The 21,727-nt window shown below is 50.6% G+C and carries 18 protein-coding genes; 1 reads left to right on the forward strand and 17 read right to left on the reverse strand.

What is annotated here, in order from left to right; genetic code table 11:
* Window positions 1–65: 65 nt before the first annotated feature.
* From KJS65_RS19735 to KJS65_RS19760, 6 genes are all read right to left on the reverse strand, one after another.
* Entirely contained in the window at window positions 66–653 is a 588-nt protein-coding gene (locus KJS65_RS19735) for a TetR/AcrR family transcriptional regulator (RefSeq protein WP_213651571.1), read from the reverse strand.
* A 179-nt stretch (window positions 654–832) separates the two neighbouring features.
* Complete coding sequence (locus tag KJS65_RS19740; protein ID WP_213651572.1) at window positions 833–991, reverse strand: hypothetical protein; 159 nt, start codon at window positions 989–991, stop codon at window positions 833–835.
* 159 nt (window positions 992–1,150) lie between these two features.
* Window positions 1,151–2,917: a thiol reductant ABC exporter subunit CydC gene (cydC, locus tag KJS65_RS19745; protein WP_213651573.1), complete on the reverse strand. Its 1,767-nt coding sequence runs from the start codon at window positions 2,915–2,917 to the stop codon at window positions 1,151–1,153.
* Complete coding sequence (gene cydD / locus KJS65_RS19750; protein WP_213651574.1) at window positions 2,914–4,653, reverse strand: thiol reductant ABC exporter subunit CydD; 1,740 nt, start codon at window positions 4,651–4,653, stop codon at window positions 2,914–2,916. The genes cydC and cydD overlap by 4 nt, the downstream gene beginning before the upstream one ends.
* Window positions 4,653–5,669 (reverse strand): cytochrome d ubiquinol oxidase subunit II, encoded by a 1,017-nt coding sequence (gene cydB / locus KJS65_RS19755; protein ID WP_213651575.1) that lies wholly within the window; start codon window positions 5,667–5,669, stop codon window positions 4,653–4,655. Before cydB ends, cydD begins: the two co-directional genes overlap by 1 nt.
* Entirely contained in the window at window positions 5,656–7,062 is a 1,407-nt protein-coding gene (locus tag KJS65_RS19760) for a cytochrome ubiquinol oxidase subunit I (RefSeq protein WP_213651576.1), read from the reverse strand. The genes cydB and KJS65_RS19760 overlap by 14 nt, the downstream gene beginning before the upstream one ends.
* A gap of 439 nt (window positions 7,063–7,501) precedes the next feature.
* Between KJS65_RS19760 and KJS65_RS19765 the strand changes: the two genes are divergently transcribed.
* Window positions 7,502–9,196, forward strand: a complete 1,695-nt coding sequence (locus KJS65_RS19765; RefSeq protein WP_213651577.1) for a methyl-accepting chemotaxis protein — start codon at window positions 7,502–7,504, stop codon at window positions 9,194–9,196.
* 124 nt (window positions 9,197–9,320) lie between these two features.
* Here KJS65_RS19765 and KJS65_RS19770 read toward each other — a convergent pair whose 3' ends face one another.
* The 11 genes from KJS65_RS19770 to KJS65_RS19820 form a co-directional block, all read right to left on the reverse strand.
* On the reverse strand, window positions 9,321–9,806 hold the full coding sequence (locus tag KJS65_RS19770) for a hypothetical protein (RefSeq protein WP_136607281.1): 486 nt from the start codon (window positions 9,804–9,806) through the stop codon (window positions 9,321–9,323).
* Window positions 9,807–9,958: 152 nt separating this feature from the next.
* On the reverse strand, window positions 9,959–10,714 hold the full coding sequence (locus KJS65_RS19775) for a YheC/YheD family protein (protein WP_213651578.1): 756 nt from the start codon (window positions 10,712–10,714) through the stop codon (window positions 9,959–9,961).
* 138 nt (window positions 10,715–10,852) lie between these two features.
* Complete coding sequence (locus tag KJS65_RS19780) at window positions 10,853–10,993, reverse strand: hypothetical protein (protein ID WP_213651579.1); 141 nt, start codon at window positions 10,991–10,993, stop codon at window positions 10,853–10,855.
* 34 nt (window positions 10,994–11,027) lie between these two features.
* A complete protein-coding gene (locus KJS65_RS19785) occupies window positions 11,028–12,683 on the reverse strand; it encodes a hypothetical protein (RefSeq protein WP_213651581.1) in 1,656 nt (551 codons plus the stop codon).
* A 3-nt stretch (window positions 12,684–12,686) separates the two neighbouring features.
* On the reverse strand, window positions 12,687–13,430 hold the full coding sequence (locus KJS65_RS19790) for an ABC transporter ATP-binding protein (RefSeq protein ID WP_244864691.1): 744 nt from the start codon (window positions 13,428–13,430) through the stop codon (window positions 12,687–12,689).
* A gap of 209 nt (window positions 13,431–13,639) precedes the next feature.
* Window positions 13,640–13,957: a cupin domain-containing protein gene (locus KJS65_RS19795; protein ID WP_213651583.1), complete on the reverse strand. Its 318-nt coding sequence runs from the start codon at window positions 13,955–13,957 to the stop codon at window positions 13,640–13,642.
* Window positions 13,958–14,000: 43 nt separating this feature from the next.
* Window positions 14,001–16,316, reverse strand: coding sequence for a DUF4962 domain-containing protein (locus tag KJS65_RS19800; RefSeq protein ID WP_213651585.1), 2,316 nt, complete (start codon window positions 16,314–16,316; stop codon window positions 14,001–14,003).
* Window positions 16,317–16,345: 29 nt separating this feature from the next.
* Window positions 16,346–17,113, reverse strand: coding sequence for an SDR family NAD(P)-dependent oxidoreductase (locus KJS65_RS19805; protein WP_213651586.1), 768 nt, complete (start codon window positions 17,111–17,113; stop codon window positions 16,346–16,348).
* A complete protein-coding gene (locus KJS65_RS19810) occupies window positions 17,110–18,969 on the reverse strand; it encodes a cache domain-containing sensor histidine kinase (RefSeq protein ID WP_213651587.1) in 1,860 nt (619 codons plus the stop codon). The genes KJS65_RS19805 and KJS65_RS19810 overlap by 4 nt, the downstream gene beginning before the upstream one ends.
* The gene (locus KJS65_RS19815; RefSeq protein WP_213651588.1) at window positions 18,969–20,009 is read right to left on the reverse strand and encodes a response regulator transcription factor; all 1,041 of its coding nucleotides are present in this window, start codon (window positions 20,007–20,009) and stop codon (window positions 18,969–18,971) included. The genes KJS65_RS19810 and KJS65_RS19815 overlap by 1 nt, the downstream gene beginning before the upstream one ends.
* A 65-nt stretch (window positions 20,010–20,074) precedes the next feature.
* A complete protein-coding gene (locus tag KJS65_RS19820) occupies window positions 20,075–21,652 on the reverse strand; it encodes an extracellular solute-binding protein (protein ID WP_244864650.1) in 1,578 nt (525 codons plus the stop codon).
* Window positions 21,653–21,727 lie beyond the last annotated feature (75 nt).

Below are 21,727 nucleotides of genomic sequence, written 5' to 3' on the forward strand. Positions count from 1 at the left end.
GAGCCTACTCTCTCATTATTCCAAATAATACTTGAACAAGCATTCAAAAATAACCAAAAAAAAAATTACAGCATGACCGAAATTGCCACTTTACAGAAATCTTCAAGCACGCTGCGATCCGCCGCAGTCCGCGCCATCACATGCAGCCCCTGTTTGGTTCCGGCGAGAAATCGCGCCAGCTCGCGGGGACTGTGTTTGCTTTTCAGGCATCCTTTTTTCTGTGCACGCATTAAGAAGCTAAAAAATAAAGCCTCCGTATTCGTCGCATGGGCCTCAATCCGGCTGGCCACATTCGGCACATATACCACGGGTCCAAGCGTCGTATTCGTCATTAAACAGCCGCGCCCATGTGCCGCGTTGTTCATGGATATATCGATCACTTTGGAGAAATAGCGTTCCAGCTGTTCCTTGGGCGAATCGCTGTTTTCTTTTAAAATATAATTATAATTTTCATCAGCCCGTTCACTGAAACGGTCCAGGCAGGCCAAGAATAACTCATGTTTATCCCCAAACGTGTCGTAGAGACTGCCCCGGTGAATCCCCAGGTGATCACACAGATCCTGAATAGAAGTGCTTTCATAGCCCTTCTCCCAGAATAGGTCGAGTGCCTGATCAACAGCCTTTTCCTGGTCAAACTCTTTATGTCTCCCCACGGATAGTCCCCCTTTCGTGTAATTAATATAATTTTTCTTGAACGATAAGTCAAGTATTAGACAACCTTGAACGATTACAATGGACCCCATCCCTGCATAGAGCTTGACCTCAACTATAACAGGGGTGCCTCTCGGTCTGTAGACCTTTGAAGACACCCCTCATCATCATGTATTAAACATTACTCTTTATTCTCTGATTGCTGCTGGCCAAACGCTTCCTTCGCGTCTTCTTCCATTTCCTTTGCAAACTCTTCTCTTTGCTCGTCAGGTACCGGCATTTGGTTCAGCTTCGTGGTTTGCACCTCATACTTGCTTGGCTCCTGGGAATTGTTGCTCATCTTACTTGCACCCCCTTTAATTTACCAACTTGCCCATATGTAGGATGCGGCGATGAGCCTCTTTTTATGCACTCAACGGGACGAATGATATCCTCCCACGCATCCCCAATAAAAATAGAGCCATACCGCTTCCTAGCAGCATGACTCCAATATATCCGTTCACTTCACCATAAACGCCTCCGGACGATCCAGCCGGTACAGATTGCGGTACCGCTCGGACGTTGCCATCAGTTCCGCATGGGAACCTCTCATCTCTATGCGTCCGTTCTCCATGAAAATGATCTCATCCATATGCTCGGCACCCACCAAATGATGCGTCACCCAAACCAATGACTTGCCCTTCATCGTATCCAGGATCGTTGCGAGCAAATCATTTTCGGTGCGCGGGTCCAGTCCAACGGTCGGCTCGTCAAGGATGACAACCGGATTGTTCTGGAGAAGAACCCTCGCCAGCGCGATCCGCTGGCGCTCACCACCTGAGAAGCGCTGCCCCGTCTCATGCATCGGTGTTTTGTAGCCGAGAGGCAGGGACTCGATTAGCTGATCCAGCTTAACCTGACCGGCCGCGCGCCGGATATCCTCGTCCTCGGCATCACGGTCGCCAAGGCGGATATTGTTCGCCACGGTCGTGTCGAATAGATGCGGGCTCTGATTCAATACGGAGACTGCCTGCGGCATTTGGTCGCCAATCGCATACGCATCCATGCCATTTAATCGGACGGTTCCTGATGAAGGTGCCAGAGCCCCCTCGATCAGCTTGAGCAGCGTCGATTTGCCCGCCCCGCTGCGGCCGATAATCGCAATCCGCTTGCCCTGCGGCAGATCGAGCGATACATCCTGCAGCGACCAGGGCGAAGCTTCATCATAGCGGAAGCTGACGTTTTGCACGGTTAGATGGACATCGGATGCTGCCATTTGGCGAACTTCCTCTGCGGAAACGCGTGAAACGTTCTCTTCCGTCCCATCCGCGCCGGCAGTCCGGCCGATGTCACGGAGCCGCTGCAGTGAGCTCTGGTAGCTTGGTATTTTTTCAATCGCTTCAGATACCGGCATGAATGCATCCATAACCGGGAACATCACCAGCACAAAAGCCGCAATCAGCGTTGCCGGAATATGCCCGCCGGCATATTCGCGCGCTGCCCATACCACCATTGAAATGACGCTGAGGCCAATCACAACCTGCCCGATCAGCTGCCGCCAGCGTGCCCAGCTCTTGAGTTGGCTGTTCACCCGTGCCGCCTCACGCTCATCCGCTTCATAGGCTGCGAGAAACTGCGATTGTCTGCCGCTGATGACCCAGTCGCTCATGCCAAGCACGGCGTCGGTCAGCTTGCTGTATAAGCCGCTGCGCTGCTGCTTCGAGAGACGACTTTTCGCCTTGGTAATAAGCAGTGATACCCAAGGCAGAACCGCTACGAGAATAAAGATATACAGCGCCATGAAAAGCGCAAACTTGATATCAAACCATCCCAAGGCGGCAATGGAGGCAATATACATCACAAGCGCCACGACACTCGGAAATACGGTTCTGAGGTAAACATCCTGCAGGTATTGAATATCATCCGATAGGACGCCAAGCACATCCCCCGTACGAAACCGGGAGGATATGAACAACGCCTGCGGCTCCAGAATCCGGTACAATCTTGTACGCATTAGCGACACAATCCGCAGCACCGCATCATGGCTGACCAGCCGCTCCACATAATGGACCGCCGCACGCCCAATCCCGAAGGTGCGGACCAGAACGATCGGCACGTACACCATCAGGATATTTTCCGGACGGAGCGCCGCTTTGGAAATCAGGAAGCCCGAGGTGAACATGAGCATCGATGCCGTCAGGAGTGTAAGGCAGCCCAGCGCAATAATGATCAGAAATCGTCCCCAGTACGTACGCACATAGGGCCGCAGCCAGCTTTCTTCTCTCACTCTACTCCCCCCAATTGCGATTGTATCAGCTCATAGTAGACTCCCCTGCGGGCAATCAGTTCTTCATGGGTACCGGTTTCCGCTACTTTTCCGTGATCCAGTACGATAATCCGGTCCATATCCGGCATCCAATGCAAACGATGTGTCGCAAGGAATACCAGCTTATTCTCGAAAAGAGACAACATCGTCTGCTTCAGTTCATATTCCGTCTCTATATCCAAATGCGCTGTCGGCTCATCCAGCAGAATAACGGGCCGGTCGCTAAGAAAAGCCCGGGCCAATGCTACACGCTGCTCCTGCCCGCCGCTCAGCTGGCGGCCGCCATTCCCGATGATTTCCTCCGTGCCATGCGGCAGGCTGTGTACCAGCTCCGATAATCCCGCGGCTGCCACCGCCCGTTCCACAGCCGAGACATCCGCATCCGGCGAATAGAAGCGGATATTATCTTCTATCGTACTGCTGAAAATATAGGGATGCTGCGGGATATACGTCGTCAGCTTTCTCCAGGCATCCGTCGTAAGCGAGCCCAGGCGCTGATCGTCCAGCACCACACTTCCCGTCGACGGCTTCAGGAACCCGCCCAGTACATCAATCAGCGTGGATTTGCCGGCGCCGCTGGCACCAATAATCCCGATCCTCCCCAGCCCTTGCACATCCAGCGAAACCTCCTGCAGCGAATGCGGGCCTTCCTGCTGATGCTGCACACCTACACCTGACAGGATCAGGCGGCTATCCATCGTCCAGTTCAATTCTCTCTCTTCCTGACCCATACTTGGAATATCCGGTTCCTGCGTCAGCGGCTCATCGATGATAAGCTGCATCGCTGCTCCGGCTTCCTTGCCATCGAGCGTTGCATGAAAGTCCGCGCCTACCATGCGTACCGGCAGGAAATATTCCGGTGCAAGAATCAGTACCGTCAGTCCGGTCACCAGTGCCAGTTCACCGTTAACCAGCCGCAAACCGAGACCAACGGCGACCACAGCCACCGACAGCATGGTGAAAAAGTCCAGTGCGAATGAGGACAGAAAGGCCACGCGCAATGTGCGCATGGTCGCCGATCTGTAGCGGTCGCTCACCCGGGCGATGGTATCGCTGTGCGAGCGGCTTTGCCCCAGCAGCTTCAGGGTTTCCAAACCGCGCAGCGAATCCACAAAATGGTTCGAAAGCGTGCGGTATGTGTCCAGCTGCTTTTCTGTATGCTTTCGGGCAGCAAGCCCGATCAGAATCATAAATACAATCAGAATGGGCATCGACAGAATCAAAATGATCCCGGAAGTGATGTCCTGCATGAAAATATACACCAGGATAACCCAGGGAATGATCGACATCCCGGCCATCCGCGGCACAATCAGCTCCAGATAGTTCCGGAACTTCGCCGCGCCCTCCAGCACCAGAGTAACCAGGTTACCTGTGCCTTCCTGCTTCGCGAACCGGGGTCCGAGCTGGAACAGCTTCTCCATAACCTGCTTCCGCAGACTGGCACCTGTCCGCTCAGCGAACGCATAGCTGATTTTTTGCTGAATAAATCCGATGATGTGCCGGACCAGAAATGCACCGAGAAACATCATCATTTTATCGTATTGCGTGTGAAGCGGTTCACCGGCAAAGAGGGCGGAGAGGACCTCCGCCAGCCATCTTGCCAGTAGTATGATGGATACGCTTTGTACCAGCGTGAGCAGCAGAACAGCGGCAAGTGTTGGCTTTATCCCTTTGTAGCCCAGTAAATTGCGATCCATTAATACTCCAGATGCTTCTCGTGAACCCGTTTATGAAAGACGAAGTAGCTCCAGATCTGATAACCAAGCACGAAAGGCAGCAGGGATAAAGCCACAATGGTCATCACCTTAAGCGAGTAATGTCCGGAAGCCGCGTTGGTTAAGGTCAGGTTGAAGGCCGCATCAATCGAGCTGACCATGACATTCGGGAAGAGCCCGATGAAGAAGAAAGCAATCGTCAGCGCTATGACCGCGCCGGTCATACCAAATGCCCAGCCGTCTTTTTTCTTGCCGGAAAACAGAGCCGCCAGCGCAAATGCTATGATTATTACCGCAATGATAGCCATCAAAATGCCGCCACGAACCTCAAAAATTCCGGTATTGAAATACGTCAGGGTCAAGAAAGCAACTACCATCACGGCAAGTGGGACCATCAGATTACGTGCCATTTTACGTGCACGGTCCTGAAGATCACCGTTCACACGCAGCGTTGCAAATAGAAGTCCATGCACGAGGCAGAGCAGTACCATTGTCAGGCCGCCAACCACGGAATACACATTCACGATATCGCCGAAGAACGAAGCTCTCATCTCCATAGCCTGATCAATGGGAAGCCCTTGGATCAAGTCTGTGAACACCACGCCCAGCAAAAGCGGCGGCAGCAGACTGCCGGTAAAGATGATGACGTCCCAGGTTTTTTTCCAGGATTGCTTCTCCACCTTGCCCCGGTATTCGAATGCAACCCCGCGCCCGATCAGCGCCAGCAGCAGCAGCACTAGCGGCGTATAGAATCCGCTGAACAGCGTGGCGTACCAGTTCGGAAATGCGGCGAACATCGCGCCCCCCGCAGTCAGGAGCCATACCTCGTTGCCGTCCCAGAAGGGTCCGATCGAGTTGATGAGCAGCCGGCGCTCCCCATCTGTCTTTGCCAAGATGCCTGTAGACATTCCTACGCCAAAGTCGAAGCCTTCCAGAAAGAAAAAGCCGGTGAATAATACCGCAACAAGCACAAACCAGAGTTCATTAAGAGATAGCATGACGGTATCCCTCCTTATCAAATGGATCATGGGATTCTTCATGTTGAGGCTTCACTTCGTAAGGCCCCTTTTTAATCGTGCGAACAAACAGGTAGACCATGACCGCTCCCAGAATGGCATAAGCACCAACGAAGACGATGAGGGAGAACAGCACCTGGCCGGATGTCACGCTAGGCGAAACGCTGTCCGCTGTCGTCATGAGTCCGAATACGGTCCATGGCTGGCGTCCCATCTCGGTCATAAGCCAGCCGGACGTGTTAGCAATGACAGGAAGCGAAATGCTGAACAGCATAATCCGGTAAAACCATTTGTTTCTGTTTTCCAATTTTTTACGTGCTGCCAGGTATACGCCGTACAAGCTGAATACGATCATCAGCGAGCCTGCAGCCACCATGAAGCGGAAGCTCCAGAACGTGGTGCGGACCGGTGGAATGTAATCGCCGGGACCGTACTTTTGTTCATACTCCGCCTGCAGCTCCTTCATGCCCTTGACTTCGCCGGAGAACTTACTGTACGACAGAAAGCTGAGCAGATAAGGAATTTGGAACTCGCCTGTATTCTTCTGTTCTTTTGTATTGATCATTGCCGTTACCGTCCATGCAGCCGGATCGCCGCTGTTTTCCCAGAGCGCTTCGGTTGCAGCCATTTTCATCGGCTGTGTTTTGACCAGGTACTGCGCTTGCTGGTGACCGACCAAAGCCACGCCAATGGAAGTTACCAGCCCAACGATAACCGCAATCGTAAACGATTTTTTGAAAAATGCGACATCCTGCTTCTTCAGCAGCTTATATGCGCTCACGCCTCCGATTAAGAACGCTCCCGTCAGGAAGGCACCCAAAATGGTATGCGGGAATTCCAGCAGCAGCTGGCCGTTCGTGATCAGTGCAAGGAAATCATTCATTTCCGCGCGTCCATTATTCATGGTGAAGCCGACAGGTCTTTGCATGAAGGAATTCGCAGCCAGAATCCAGAACGCCGACATCACTGTCCCAATGGCTACCAGCCAGATACAGAGCGCATGGACTTTTTTGGATAACCGATCCCACCCGAAAATCCAAAGTCCGATAAATGTTGATTCCAGGAAGAAGGCGAGCAGCGCTTCGACCGCTAACGGCGCCCCGAATACGTCCCCGACGAATCGGGAGTAAGCCGACCAGTTCATCCCGAACTGGAATTCCTGCAGAATACCTGTGACCACTCCAATCGCGAAATTGATCAGGAACAGCTTGCCCCAGAACTTGGCCATTTCTTTGTATTCTTCTTTGCCTTTGACGACATACATCGTTTCCATGATTGCGATCAGAAGAGCCAAACCGATCGACACGGGCACGAAGAAAAAGTGAAAAATCGTCGTTGCTGCATACTGGATCCGAGACAGCATCAATACATCCATTTTTCTTCCCTCTTTCTAAAAGTTATTCTCAGAACCCTGTACTTCCCGGATTCGTGAACACACAAGTATTGGTTATCCTTCGGATTTTGCAAAATTCGTTTCCACGCTTTTTGACTTTTGCAATATCCTTTCCTTCATGTATTTTGGCAGACGAACGACGCCTCCAATGTGATAAATGTCACATTCTCCGGTCCAAAAATGAGTTAATGTGAATTATGTCACAAAATATTAAAAATTTTAGGCATTGCCCCTCGCCGGCTTATGATTGTACTTACATATCCACTCCAGTTACCGGTGCAGCCCATGATTTATTACCCAAAACCATCGCATTCATTACCAAAATCTCCCTGTGTTTATCAAAAAATCTTTCCTTGCGGCACTACTCCCTGAAAAGGATTATGCAAACAAACTTAATATCAGTAAATGGAGGTTCATGTGAATGAAACTGGCTCAAAAAATCACATTGGCAATGTTCTCCCTGCTCTTCATCATGGGCATGTCTGTAGGGCTGTTCGGGTACCGGATGGCGTACCGGCAGGTAGACGAGTCCGCAGGCATCGAGCTGGTGGGCTGCGCCAACATCACAACCGGACTGGTTGATCCGGCGGAGATTGAGGCATTATCCAGCGGTGAGACCACAGCAAGGGACAAGGTTGAGACAAGCATTGATTGGATTACCTCGCATAAGCCCATATTTAAAGAAGTTTTTATACTGACCATGGATGGCCGTGTCCTCGCAGCCGACAGCAAGCTCAAAAAAAGGGGGTATGAAGCAGGGAGTGCCTTTTATCTCGATTCCGCAGACGCACAAATGATAAAAACCATGAAGCATCCTTTATATTCACAGGTATATACATATAACCATGTCCGGCTGAAAACGGGTTATGCGCCTATTTTTCAAAACAATGATCCCACCAAGGAAATCGTCGGTCTGCTCGCAGTTAATTTCGATGCTTCTATCATTCAGGAGCGTACCCTGGAGATGATCGTTAAGCCTTATGCCCTGGGGGCTGCAATGCTAATGGCTACCGCTATCGTTATCTATGTCATGGTCAGCCGGATGGTAAGACCGCTCTCTGTGCTGACCCGCCAGGTGGAACATGTAGCTGCAGGCGACTTGACCCTTGGCCCGCTCTCCTTCACCCAACGTGATGAAATCGGCCGTCTGGCGCGGAGCTTTGATCAGATGACCCAAAATTTAAAAAATATTATCACGGAAGTCCGTGATACCTCGCGGCATGTCTTGGCGTCGGCGCAGCAGCTCTCCGCCAGCGCGCAGCAGACGGGCGAGGCCGGTGAGCATACGGTGCTCGTCACAGCCGAGCTGGCAGAAGGCGCTGAAAAACAGCTTGAAATTCTCGGAAAAGGGGCTGCTCTGGTGCAGGATATGTCCAGCTTCATCCGCAATATCTCCTTGAATGCTGAACAGGCGCTGTTCTCAGCAAGCGGCAATCTGGAGAAAGCGAATACCGGCTCCCAATCCATGAAAAATACTGCACTCCAGATGAACCTCGTCAATAGAACCTTTGCGGAGCTGGCGCAAACGATCCAGCTGCTGACCAACCATTCCCATGACATCAAAAGTGTATTGGATATCATCTCGGACATTGCCAAAGAGACGCATCTGCTCGCCCTGAATGCGGCCATTGAGGCCGCGAGGGCCGGTGAAGAAGGCCGCGGATTCTCTGTCGTGGCAACCTCCGTTCGTAAGCTGGCCGAGCGTTCCGCAAGCTCCGTGGAGAGAATTGAAGCCATGGTACTGAATACCTTGGATATCATGGAAACGGCCGGAACCAGCATGCAGCAGACCGCTCTTCAGATTGCGCAGGGCAGTGAGCTCATCACATCTGCGGGCAACTCTTTCCATCTGATTGAGCATTCAGCCGGCCAGATTGCTAAGCAGAGCCAGTATATTTCCTCTTCCGTACACCAGTTGTCGGAAAGTGCGAGGCAGCTCGTTAACTCTATACAGACCATCGTCGATGTCGCCAATCAGACCAGCGACAGCGCACAGAGCATGTCGGCCGCTTCCGAACAGCAGCTGGCGGCCATGGAGGAAGTCGATTCATCGGCCTATTTTCTCTCCACCCTGTCGGAGAAGCTTCAGCATCTGATCGAAAGGTTCAAGCTCTAGATTGCTATAAATGAACAAAACAAAAGGGACTGTTCAAGCCTTAGCGGCCCGAGCAGTCCCTTAAACATGTTCAATTCATCCTCTATGTCTTCACCCTGTGACAGGCGTTTTTCGCTCATTCATGCTAGTCCCGTGATACATAATACTTGTTGGTCATGTACCAGGCATCGCCTTTGTCTGTCGACACTCTGCCCTTCTTCTTGTCCAGAAACACGATCTCCTTACATTTGGAACAATACCATTTCGTCGTGTAGTATTGGGAAAAGGTCGTGTAGGTAGTACCGCACTTGCAGTCGACTTTAAAGTATACACGGTTCTCTTCATACGCTTTGGACAGCTGGTCGGCATTATCCGGTTCGGCCGGCGGGTTGCCTACGGGCTTGATGACTTCAGCGTAATTGGAAAAACGATTATGCACTTTAAAATCCGCAACCAGCTCTGGATTGAGGCCAAAAAACTCTTTGCCAATAGCTGTGATGAATTTCGCATCGGTACGATAGCACTCGATCCATTCCTGAATTTGCTTATTCGATAAAGGTACAGTTCCTTTAATGCCACTATTCAAGGTGTAGGTCATGATGGTCAGATTCTCATTGTCTTCATAGAACATTAATTCAGAAACCTCCTTATGATTTCATCTATTAATGTACTACTTCTTCGGTTCATAATCAAAGTGTGAAATATAGGCAGTAAAGTGCAAACAGGAAAATATCTCACGGCCTATTCTCACGAGAGTCAGACCGTTTGTTGAGCGGCAAAAAGCTATTGAGAAGCACGTCTATATTTCATTACTTTTCGGTACATTCTTTTATCAGAAAGCTGGTTGAAAATATACGGATCAGGATTCGTGTTTACTTCCAATATCCACGGCGTCCAGGTACGGTCAAATCCAATATCAAGTCCAAGTTGTCTGAAGCCAGGATATTTGGCATGCATATGACGAGCTACTTTAACGCCCAGTCGTTCCAGCGTCCCTATCGTTTTGGTCATTTGATTCTGGGATAAATGTGCGCCCAGCAGACGATTGACATCCATTGGCTTTCCGCCGCTATGGTAATTCGTCACAATTTTCCCCGGATGCGCTACCCTTCCGATCAGCCCCGTTGTTTCCCATATTCCCTTCGGACTCAGCTGAACCATCACGCGAATATCAAAACGGCGGTGATTGTATTTCACCAGATGAATCCCTTTCTGAATAAGGTAGCTTCTGCTTCCGGTTAATTTTATAAGAGAATCATAAAATGAATCGAAATCTTTTTTTATATTGACCTTGGTTCCCAACTGATGCGAATAACCTCCTGACTCCAGCTTCTCCACCCGGATCACACCGTTGCCAAAGGTCCCTACATCAGGCTTAACATATACCATTTTATAGGCATTGAGCATAGACTTCAAAGTCGACTTACTTAACTTTCGTGTATCCGGTATAACCGACTTTACATCATCATGAACCACAAGCAGTTTCGTTTTAGTCCACTTACTCATCAGGGTTCTACGCAGTTTCTTTTTCTCAGTCATCTCATAACCTCTCCATTCCGGCCATTTAAGTAGCAAAGACAGTATAGTTTATGCACGAATTCCGGCAATGAACAGGCTATTGTTACCCTTATCGCAATGATAGGCTGCCTGTGAGGAAGAGAAATTTGAATCTATGAATTACAGCTTGCGAAGCAGCACACAGTACATGGGCAAAGCGGCTATCTCGCCGATCAATCCATCGCCCTGAACTTTTGCTGAACCCGGTCTCCGGTTAGCCTCTTTATATTCAAAAGGACCAGAAATAAGTGAACAACGCATAAAATCCCCCTGCAAAGGGGGATTCGGCATGTTTTTAATCATACGTTAATTGGTTTAATGATCCCTTGCGGAAAGCCAGCTTCCAGGCGATGAGATTGAGGACCAACAGCAGCAGCATCCACAGGTACTCACCATACGCTAAAAATGTAAAGCCCAGGTGGGCACCTGCGAATGCGCCAAGCAATATCATCAACCCCAAGAAAACAAAAGTATTCCCAGATTGCGTGTTCTGAAAAGGCCTCGAAAAAGGCAGCTCCTTTTCAAGCACCATAAAGCTGATCACCGTATACAGCAGAACGCTAAGCAGAATGACGACAAGATCGGGAATAATCCTCGCCCCGAAAATAAACAGAAAAACAACGGACTGAAACACAAACACCGGCCCGAACAGCCTGGCGATCATCGCCTTCACAGCCCCTTTATAGATCGGTGCGGTATTCTTCAGCGGAATGGTCTGGTAGATCCATGCTCCTTTAGAGCTGCCGGAGAACCTGAGCATCAGGACGATGGTCGGAATCATCATCGCACAGAAATACAGAAACAGATAACCCCTGCCCTCTCTCATCCCAGCGAAACCGCTGTTTGAACGCAGTATATTAAACATGAAAATAAACGGAAAGATCAGAGAGAAGCCCAGCTGCGGATATACCTTCAGCTTGAAATCCCGCTCCCGCCCCATCATGTCCCAGGAGAAGCGGAAGAACAGCCTTTCGATATTCCCCCGGCAAAATAAGACGCTGAGCCGATCCGCTAGCCGGAGCCGGTTCACTTTCCCCCGTGCCTGATGGGTGGCGAGTTTTTGCAAATTCCGTTCGAAGGAAGGCATCAGTAAGGAATAAATCCATAACGCGGCCAGCGGACCAACCACGGACAGCACCGAGAAAATAATAACATACGTATTCCCGCCTTCGCCTAGCAGCCATTCAAAAGGCGATGCGAACCAGGTAGGGAAGATAAATAGTTCCCACCATTTCGCCGTAAAGGCCACCTTAACATCCATCAGATTAAATAATCTGGAGATGAACTGGTAGCCGACGGTCATGGCAATGGTCAATCCGATCTGAACATAGTTGATAATATCCTTCAGCTTCTCCCCGTCAAAGAAACGCAGCACGAGCCAATACAGCGCCGCCGTCAGTACGACGATAAACACGTCCATCAGGATGATTTCCACGATAAACAGCAGGAAAAAGAGAATGCCATGCCTGTACAGTCCTACCAAGAGAGGCAGTACGGTCAGTGATCCGGTCAGCAGCAGCAGGTAGATTGTCACATGCAGCAGCTTTGCCATATTGATCGCCTTGCGCTGAACCGGTTTGGAAAATAAAATATTGCGGTCACGGACATCCAGCAGCACCGAGGAAAAATCGGAAATCATGGAAGTCGTGATCATAAACATGAGTATGCCGAACACCAGGCTCATCTGAAACATAAAGTTCATCTTCATGGCCACGAACGGCACCAGCACCAGGCTGAGCACAATATATATCCACAGCGACTTAATGAACTGATTGGACAGCGTGGCGGGATCCGCATTTTTGGAGGATTTCTGAAGCAGCGTTGGCGCTCGGCGTCCATCCATCAGCAGTTTGATCTCCAGAATCTTACGCATCACCGGGTAATCCACGCCGAATTTCTCAAACACATTCCGCAGCGGGTCCAGAATACGAAGCCATTTTATCGTTCCCATAGGCTACACCTCTTGGACGATCGATACAAATGACGCCGCCACATCCTTATATTCATGAAATCCCGTTAAATCGTTGAAAATCTGCTCCAGCGAGCGCTCATGCGACTGCTCCCGCAGCTCCTCAAAGCTGCCATCAGCGACAATCTGCCCCCCGTTTAACAGCAGAATACGGCTGCTGATCTTCTCCACAACGTCCATAATATGCGATGAATAAAAAATCGTCTTGCCTTCCGCCGCCAGCGCGGCCAGAATTTCCTTCACGATCATGACGCTGTTGGCGTCCAGACCGCTCAGCGGCTCATCCAGGAACAGGATGTCCGGATTATGCAGCAGACTCGATATGAGGAGCACCTTCTGCCGCATACCTTTACTAAATGAAGATATCCGGTCAAAATAAACCTCTTCCAGCCCGAATTTAGCCATCAAACGTCTCGCCTTATGATCAGCCTTCCGCTGCGTAAGTCCATATAGCTCACCCACAAACCCCAGATACTCCTGCGCAGTGAGACTGTCATACAGCTCCGCCACCTCAGGCACATAGCCTATACGCCGCTTGTATTCGATGTCCCCGTCCGCGATGTCCCTGCCAAAGATCCGCACCTCTCCCTGGTAGCCCTCTACCAGACCGAGCATGATTTTGACCGTTGTGCTTTTGCCCGCGCCATTTGGACCGATATAACCGATAATTTGCCCCTCGTACACGTCCAGATCAATCCCCTGCAAAATCGGCTTGCTTCCATAACTCATTTCCAAATTGCGGATGGATATTACGCGTTCTTTTGAGGTTTCCGCCGTTTCTATCAATTCGCATCTCTCCCTTGGGTCTTGCCTTATGTATTTTAAAAACCTACCACTTCCAAATACTAACATAATTTCTAGCTGAGCTGGTATGATCCTGAATTTTCATAGAAAAGAAAAAAGGAAGCCCCTGATCGGACTTCCTTCTATCAAGTATACTATCTGCGAATCAGGTCTTCACGCAGCGGCGTGAAGCAATCAAGCAGCGCGCTCGGCTCAAGTGCCTTGGCCCCATGTCTCGCACCGCCTGGAATGACAATGGTCTCACCTGCGGTGATGATGGTCTTCTCGCCATCAATGGTGAATTCGATCTTTCCCTTCAGGCAGTAAGACATCTGCTCATGCGGGTGTGCATGCTCATAGCCTTCCGCACCCTCCTCAAAATGAACCTCCATCATCATTAGCGATGCGCCCGGCTGCATGATTTTACGGATCACGCCCGGTTCGGCATCTTCCCATTTTCCAATGTTGCTCATATGAGTTCCTCCTTATTCTCAGTTGCCAGGATGATTTGCCCTTTTAAAAAGCCTTAGCAATCTCGATTTTCTGCGTTCGGCCGTTATCCGTTAAGTATAGATTAAAGCTAAAGCCCTGATCATCCATAAAATAGGATACATATTTGCCGCGCTCACTATGGTGCTTGGGTACAAGCAGCGTAGCGATCCGGTGTGATGCGGCGGACTGAGTTTCAGCGCTGAGATGCCAGTGCTTTGCCAGCCCCTCGATCTCTGCCGGATCTACGCCGGTGAACTCATCCGACTGGGTCAAAACCAAATCCCCTGACGAGCTGAAAATAAACCTGCCTTCCATGTCTGCTTGCTGGCCATGAACATGGAACGACTGCCCTTTCAGTTCCATTTCATAGAGCGTATGAAACAGCCACTGAATCCGGCCCGGCTGCTCCAGATCGACGGAATCCACAATGACGAAATAAGCATTCTGCACAAAATAGATTTCCCGCTTATACTGCTTCAAATAGGGGATATGCTCAAGATAAGCCTGCGTCGGATTCATGCGCACATAGGCATAATCCTTACTCTGAAAGGCATCCTCCACTTCACCCTTCGCTGCAATGTTGAGCGCCTTATTCATATCCGCGAACTGACCCTGGCCATCGATCAGAATCGTATTTTTCGAGCAGGTCTGTCTGCGCCAATTCAGGTGCATGGAGCTGTTGAAGGCAATATAATAGCCGCTTTCGATCGCGAGCGGTTCTCCGAAGGCATGCAGCATGAAAGCGCCCTGGTCACCGTGACTGTGGCTGACGGAGCCGTATCGGCTGCATTTGGTTACAAGCGAGATTTGCTCACTTGGTTCATGCATCTTGTGATGCATGGCTACCCAGCCAACATCGCGAAACCATTTGACCGGTTCGATGCCGGACGGCTCTACCGCCGAAATAACAGGATAATTGTGGCGGTACAGCAGCTCGTCAAAGTGGAAATCCCACCAGCCGTAGTTGTAAAACAGCAAATCCGCTTCCGGATTTCGGTCCTTCAGCTGCTCATAATACCACTGATACCAGCCATTGCCCGTAATACCGGCATACTGCCGAATATTATAGCCTACCTTTTTGATGATATCGTCTCCAAGGGTGGAGTTATCGCCAAACGTGGTGCGGGTAGATGTGGTAGGACTATAACAATACAGCGGAAAATCGCCTGTATGCTGGAAAAATGGCCGCTGGAATACATTCAGATGCGCAAAATTTTTCAGTAAATCCAGCGCCTCGGTAAGATATGCCATGCCCGTGGTCCAATAATGCGGACCTTCTGCCCATCCTCCATCCTCACCGCCCCAAGGAGAAAAAAGAGTGTAATAATACTCCACGGTATAATTGAGCCAATCCCTGGCTTCCGGTTCCTCGTCAAACAAGGCGATGCAGCAGGGTACCAGCACAGAGGACAGGGAACGGACCGCGTGACTGTCGTAAGGCACCTGATGAATTTTGGAGCGATCAATGACATGAAAGGCAACCTGACGGGTACGATGCAGCAGCTTCTCACGTATAAGCCCGCGCTCATCTGCCGTTAGTTCATCGTATAGCCAATCATAACCCCAGGCGAGCGCTCCCGCGATCCGGAAGGCGGATTCATCATTATAATCCCGGCTTGTCGTGCCGTTCGCATCCCATGAAGCGGCATGAAGCAGCCAGCGTTTTGCCTGATTGATCATCTCCATATCCTTCAGAACGATGGCCGCGATGCTCAAATGCCGGATAGCATACAACATCTCCTGGCAGTCCAGATAGCTTTGCCTCCAGAGTGCAGCAGTCCGCTTGTTATTCGGATAGGGCGCCGGTTCTGGAATCAGCTCCCGGCTTAACCACGGCTTAACCGACAGCTCGTAAAAGTTCTGCCAGCCCATATCAGACGCATCCTGCTCCACCCGGCATCTAAAGGTTTCAAGCTCATCCGGCTGAAGCCACAGCCGCGGATGTCCGCTCAGGGCCTCACCGTAACGGTTGGAACGGGAGGCTAGCGGCGTTTCCGGCAAGCCTTCTGGAACTTCAAATCTTCTTACCCGGCTCCACTCCGACTGCGACACATCTGCCCCAGATCCTTCAACCAGTGCGTAGCGCCAGTAATAGATGCCCGGCAGCAAAGCCTCATCCGGTGTAAAAAAATTATAGGGGAGGGGTCCGTAGGCCTTGGTTTCCCCTTGATCAAATTCGGGAGAAGGTGAAATTTCAAGCGTGTAACGGTCATCTTCCAGCTTGGCGGGGATCCAGGTGAACCGCGGCGGATTTTCACTGAGCCTGATTTCTTCACTGGGCTGGTACTGGACTGTCAAATCCCCGCTTAAAGGCTGGTACAACGCATTCGTAATGCTCATGAAAGAGATGCCTCCATCCTCTGTTTTGGTTAGCGCATGAATAATCCGCCATTAATCTCGATCGTCTCTCCCGTCAGGTAGTCCGACAAGGAGGAGGCCAGAAACAGTGCCGTGTCCGCCACATCCTGCGGAGTACCTTCGCGGCCGAGCGGAATTTTCGCTATTGTCGCCTTCCGTCCCTCATCCGAGGTATGCGTGGCATGAAAGGATGTATGCCCGATAAATCCCGGTGACATGCAGTTTACGTTAATTCCCTGAGGAGCAAGCTCCTTGGCCAGCCCCTTGGAATAGGTGATGACGGCGGCCTTGCTCGCCGCGTAGATGGATGCGCCAGGCCCGCCACCGTCATGTGCCGCTACGGAGGTCAGATTAATGATTTTCCCTGCCCCCTTGGCGGTCATGCCCGGAATAACCAGCTTGCTCAAAAATACGCAGGATTTCAGATTCACGTCCATGACGCGCATGTAATGCTCCTCGGTCATTTCGGCATTCGTCACCCGCTGAATCAGGTCGCCGGCATTGTTGACTAAAATATCAATCGTCCCGCCAAGCTGGACCTGAATCTCTTCCACCATCGCCGCCATTTCTTCAATCTTCGTCACATCCGCGTAGAATGCGGCTGCTTTGCCGCCAGCACGGGTGATTGCTGCGGCTGCAGCCTCCGCTTCTTCTTTTCCCTTGCGGTAATGAACGGCAACGGCGGCGCCTGCCGCAGCAAGTGTCTCCGCAATTTGGCGCCCAATGCCTGAGCTTGAACCGGTAACCAACGCGATCTTTCCTTGCAGCTGAATTGTCATCCTACTCTCTCCTCATATATGCAAGTGATGCTGCCGTCGAGCGGCAGTGATATCGTAATCCTCGTTCCCTCCTGAAAGATGCTGTCGATAGACAAACCGTACGTGTCGCCGTACACCATTTGAATGCGGCGATGCACATTCATCAGCCCCAGCCCGCCTTTGTGATACAAAGAATGGGAGTCCGATTCAGCTAACTGATTCAGGCGCAGCTTCTCACGCACCGCGTGCAGCTTTTCTTCCGTCATACCCACTCCGTTATCCTCAACGGCCAGATGAAAGCAGTCTCCTACTACAAATGCATGGATGCCAATCCGGTGATGATCCTGAATCCCGTTTGGAAAAGCATGCTGGAACATATTCTCGATCAGCGGCTGCAGGGTAAGCCGGACCATTTTATGCAGGAGCAAATCCGGCGGAATATTCACATCCAGCTCGAACTGCCTTTGGGTCCGGTATTGAAGAATCGTCATATAATTCAGCACATGCTTCAGCTCATTGACGACCGTAATCTCCGTTAAACTGGTCTGGATGGCGTAGCGCAGCATCGATGCCATCGCCTCGACCATATCCATAATTTCCTCAGAATCCTGTACGACGGCATAACATTTGATCGTTTCCAGCGTGTTGTACAGAAAGTGGGGGTTGATTTGCAGCTGAAGCGCCTGAAATTCGGCTTTATGCTGCTCCAGCGCAATTCTCTGCAGGTTCAGCTCCGTCTTCTGCGACTTCAACTCCGCTTCATAGACCCTCTCAATCATCTCCGACAGCCTGGTCAGCATTTTGTTGTAATTCAGAATGAGATATCCGAATTCATCCTGACGGTCTTCCGTATCGATAATCTGCCATTCTCCCTTTTCCATGAGCCGCATGTTCCGCACCAGCTTTTTCAACGGCTGGACAAGCGATTTTCCGAAACGGCCGGCGATCCATAAAGCAATCAGCAGTGTTACTACGCCTGCAATGACCGTGGTGTAACGAATATTCATAATCGGCTCGCGCAGCTCGCTGACCGGAACCGAGATGACCATACGCCAATCGGCAGCATGCAGAGATTTGGAGACATACATCCGTTTCTCCCCGCCAACGCGTGCCGTGAAGGTATCTTCGCCTCCGGCAAGCAGCTTCTGCTTGATTTCCTCGTCCATGTACATATCCGCCGCCACATTCTCCGGCTTATTCACGAAATTCCCCTTGCTGTCAATAATGAAGGAATATCCCTTTTCCCCCAGATCCATTTGTCCCCACAGCTTGGAGATTTCCCGCGTATTGAGCTTCATCCCGAGAATCCCTCTCGGCTGATGCGACACAATACCGCGTACCCGGCGGACAAACGTAATATATTGGTCGTCCTCGGGGGCTACTGTAGCTGAATTGATGAGTGCGCCCAGACCATTTTCCGGTAGATTCTTCTCGATCAGCTGGTAATAGGATTTGTAATCCTTCACTTCATCCTGAATGATATCCTTGGTCGTAATGGCCTTGCCGTCCTGGTTTATGATATAAATCAGCTCGATCTGCGGGTAGATAATGAATGCCGAATCGAAAACCTGGCTCTGTATTTTCTTGGAGAGCTCATAATACTGGTAACCGTTGTCCGGGTCCATTTCCACGAATTTCAGTACATCTCCGTTGGATAGGATGGTTTTACTCGCATTATCGAATGTTTGCAGATACAGGTCCGTATGATAAGCCGCATGCGTAATCATTTGCGACAGATAACGCTCCAGCTGCCGATCCAGCAGCTTGGAAGATTGGAAATATGTGATGGTGCCGACCACCGATAGTGAAATAATGATCAGAATCATGAAATAACCGAAAATCCGGTGCGAAATGCTTTTGCGGAAAATACGGAACATCAGATTCCCATCTTCTGCCGATATTCGGAAGGAGAAATACCTTCGTATTTCTTGAATGTCTTGGTGAAGTTGGAGTGATCGGCATATCCAACCGCATACGAGATATCCGTAATTCTGTACCGCTCTTCGCCCAGCATCCGCTTGGCATACTCCATACGGCGCTTGGTGCGGTACTGAACAAAGGTCTCTCCAGTCATCTGTTTGAACATGACGCTGAAGTAGTTCGGATGCAGTCCCAGCAGATCAGCCGCTTCCTCCAGAGATACTTCGCTCCCGAGATTCTGCTCGATGTACATCTTTACTTCCTCGATGGGGTCCTTCAGCTTGCCCTTTCTCCGCCTGTACAAGCTATCCAGCGTGTCTTGAATACTCCCTGTAAACTGGTTATAGACCGTATGAAAAGTCATGCCCTGCTTCAACTCCAGCAGCGGACGCAGCTCGATGTTCACGTCCCTGGCCTTCAGCTTTTTCATCAGCAGCACATGGAACTCTTGCAGCATTTCGATTCTTTGTTCATCCTGCATATGATAGGTGGCGATTTCCTGCTCCCAGGTTTGCAATAGCTGCGTGACCTGCTCCTGGTTCATGTAATAGATCGCCTGTTCAATCTCCGCCATCCATTCATCCATCTTGGCTACAGACAAGTAAGCGGACGCAGGCTTCGCAGCCTCTGCGCGCTGAATGAGTTTACGGAGCGTATCCTGTAAATCGCGCTTGCTGATCGGCTTAAGGAGATACTCCTTCACTCCATAGCTGATGCAGGTCTGCGCATACGTAAAATCGTCGTAGCCGGAGATGACCACCGTCTGAATCTTTTGGTCCATCTCCGCAATCTGTGCACATAAAGCCAGGCCATCCATAACCGGCATCCGGATATCCGTAAACACAAAATCGGGGAGCTCTTCCCTGATCGCCGCAAGCGCCCCTTCACCGTTCGAAGCTGAGCGGATGGAGGCGATACCGACCCCGGACTGCTGCAAAAATACCGTCAATCCTTTCAGAATCATGGGCTCGTCGTCAACAATAAGAACTCGGTACATGAAGCAAGCAGCTCCTTTCGATTCCATACAGAAGGGGTATCCGAATCACCGATGGAGCCTAAGCCCTATTTTCTCGGCAGGAATACGCCTTCCTTGGACTGATATCTTTCATTGGCTTCCTTGAGGACATCGCTGCCCCCCTTGGATTTCCACTCTTCAATGACCTTCGGCCAATTGTCGATCGGCTCCTGCCCGTACACCATTTTCACCATATGGGTGATCAGGAGCGGCGGAGGCGTATCGGAGAGCGGCGCGATATCCGGATTTTTCTTCAGCGCTTCCAGACGCGGATCGAATTCGATCCCATCGCGGCCTTCATTCGCCAGCGTGTTGTCAAAGACGCTCATCAGGCTCTTGCCTTCTTCGGTCAAACTGAGCGACCCTTTGTTATAGGTTGTATCTTGAACCATCCACAGAAATGCCTGGCGGTAGCGTTCTTCATCCACAGCCTGGGCATCGGTTGGCTGCTTATAGTTGATTTTGTCGCCTTCCTTGGTAAAATTCTCGCCTTCAACGCCGTAGGTGAAAAATTGTTCAGCTTCATCCGATACCATCCAGTCGAAAAATTGAATGATTTTTTCCGGATGCTTGTATTTGGCGTTGATGAAGTAAGAGCGGGCCACATCGCCGTACAGATAATAGCCGCCTTTGCCGTCCGGTCCGACCGGAGAAGGAATGATTTCAAGCTTGGCATCCTTGACGGTATCCTGCAGCTGGGTCTGCCACTGGATCAGCTCGTTGGCATTCATCGTCCAGATGCCTGCCTTGCCGGCCAGGATCGTATTTTTGAACGTGGTTGGGTTGATGGTTGCAAATTCCTTATTGATAAGTCCTTCGTCAAACATCGTCTTGTACGTAGACAGCGCTTTCATCATATTCTCTGAATCCATGAATTTCGGCTGCACCTGACCGTCTGCTTCTTCAAACTGGCTCAGATAAGGAAACACATCATAGGAGCCGAAGAACGTGTCGGCATATTTGAAATCCTGGCGCCCCATATAAGGATTCTCTACGCCCAGCTTCTTGAAGGCCCGCAGAACATTCAGATACTCATCTACAGTTTTAGGTACAGGCAGTCCCGTTTGATCCAGAAGATCCTTGCGAATCCATGTGGCCCGGCGGGAAGGATTCCCCAGCCACTCCGGGATACCATAAATTTTACCCTGATAGGACATCCGATTCCATGCTTCCTTTGGAATTTTCTTCAAAAGGTTTGGGCCATACTCCTTGAGCAGATCATCCAGCGGCATGAACACGCCTGCCTCTACCGATCCCGCCATTTCCTTGCCGGTTGTGCCGCCTTGACCCTGCACGACATCGGGGATATCGTTGGTTGCGAACATCTGCACCATCTTCTGCTCATATTCCTTATGCGGTACGAGGCGGATGTCCATATCCGTTTTCGTAAGGTCCTCTACTCTTTTCACCCATTTGTCTGCATTGATATCCGGTGATTTCTCCACATATCCGAAGTTTAGCGTCCGCAGTGAAATAGAGAACTTCGTCACCTCATCCGCAGCTTCAGTCTTCTTCTCCCCGCTGCTTGCGGCTTCCTCTTTCGCCGGTTCATTCTTACCCGAACATCCTGCCAAAAAGCTCATCACGAGCATACAGGTTAACGCCAAGCTTGCCCACTTCTTCAAACATATCCCCTCTTTTCTGAATAATGTACTGCTGCGGGTAGCTCTATTTTGCAAGAAGATTGTATCCCTAAAATT

The organism is Paenibacillus sp. J23TS9 (assembly GCF_018403225.1).
In the GTDB taxonomy this organism is placed as follows: Bacteria; Bacillota; Bacilli; order Paenibacillales; family Paenibacillaceae; genus Paenibacillus_AQ.

Coding starts and splice junctions, on each gene's coding strand:
- KJS65_RS19740 (WP_213651572.1), bottom strand. CDS start 991: ATGAGCAACAATTCCCAGGAGCCAAGCAAGTATGAGGTGCAAACCACG.
- cydD (WP_213651574.1), bottom strand. CDS start 4,653: ATGGATCGCAATTTACTGGGCTACAAAGGGATAAAGCCAACACTTGCC.
- cydB (WP_213651575.1), bottom strand. CDS start 5,669: ATGCTATCTCTTAATGAACTCTGGTTTGTGCTTGTTGCGGTATTATTC.
- KJS65_RS19760 (WP_213651576.1), bottom strand. CDS start 7,062: ATGGATGTATTGATGCTGTCTCGGATCCAGTATGCAGCAACGACGATT.
- KJS65_RS19765 (WP_213651577.1), top strand. CDS start 7,502: ATGAAACTGGCTCAAAAAATCACATTGGCAATGTTCTCCCTGCTCTTC.
- KJS65_RS19770 (WP_136607281.1), bottom strand. CDS start 9,806: ATGTTCTATGAAGACAATGAGAATCTGACCATCATGACCTACACCTTG.
- KJS65_RS19775 (WP_213651578.1), bottom strand. CDS start 10,714: ATGACTGAGAAAAAGAAACTGCGTAGAACCCTGATGAGTAAGTGGACT.
- KJS65_RS19780 (WP_213651579.1), bottom strand. CDS start 10,993: ATGCGTTGTTCACTTATTTCTGGTCCTTTTGAATATAAAGAGGCTAAC.
- KJS65_RS19785 (WP_213651581.1), bottom strand. CDS start 12,683: ATGGGAACGATAAAATGGCTTCGTATTCTGGACCCGCTGCGGAATGTG.
- KJS65_RS19790 (WP_244864691.1), bottom strand. CDS start 13,430: ATGAGTTATGGAAGCAAGCCGATTTTGCAGGGGATTGATCTGGACGTG.
- KJS65_RS19795 (WP_213651583.1), bottom strand. CDS start 13,957: ATGAGCAACATTGGAAAATGGGAAGATGCCGAACCGGGCGTGATCCGT.
- KJS65_RS19800 (WP_213651585.1), bottom strand. CDS start 16,316: ATGAGCATTACGAATGCGTTGTACCAGCCTTTAAGCGGGGATTTGACA.
- KJS65_RS19805 (WP_213651586.1), bottom strand. CDS start 17,113: ATGACAATTCAGCTGCAAGGAAAGATCGCGTTGGTTACCGGTTCAAGC.
- KJS65_RS19810 (WP_213651587.1), bottom strand. CDS start 18,969: ATGTTCCGTATTTTCCGCAAAAGCATTTCGCACCGGATTTTCGGTTAT.
- KJS65_RS19815 (WP_213651588.1), bottom strand. CDS start 20,009: ATGTACCGAGTTCTTATTGTTGACGACGAGCCCATGATTCTGAAAGGA.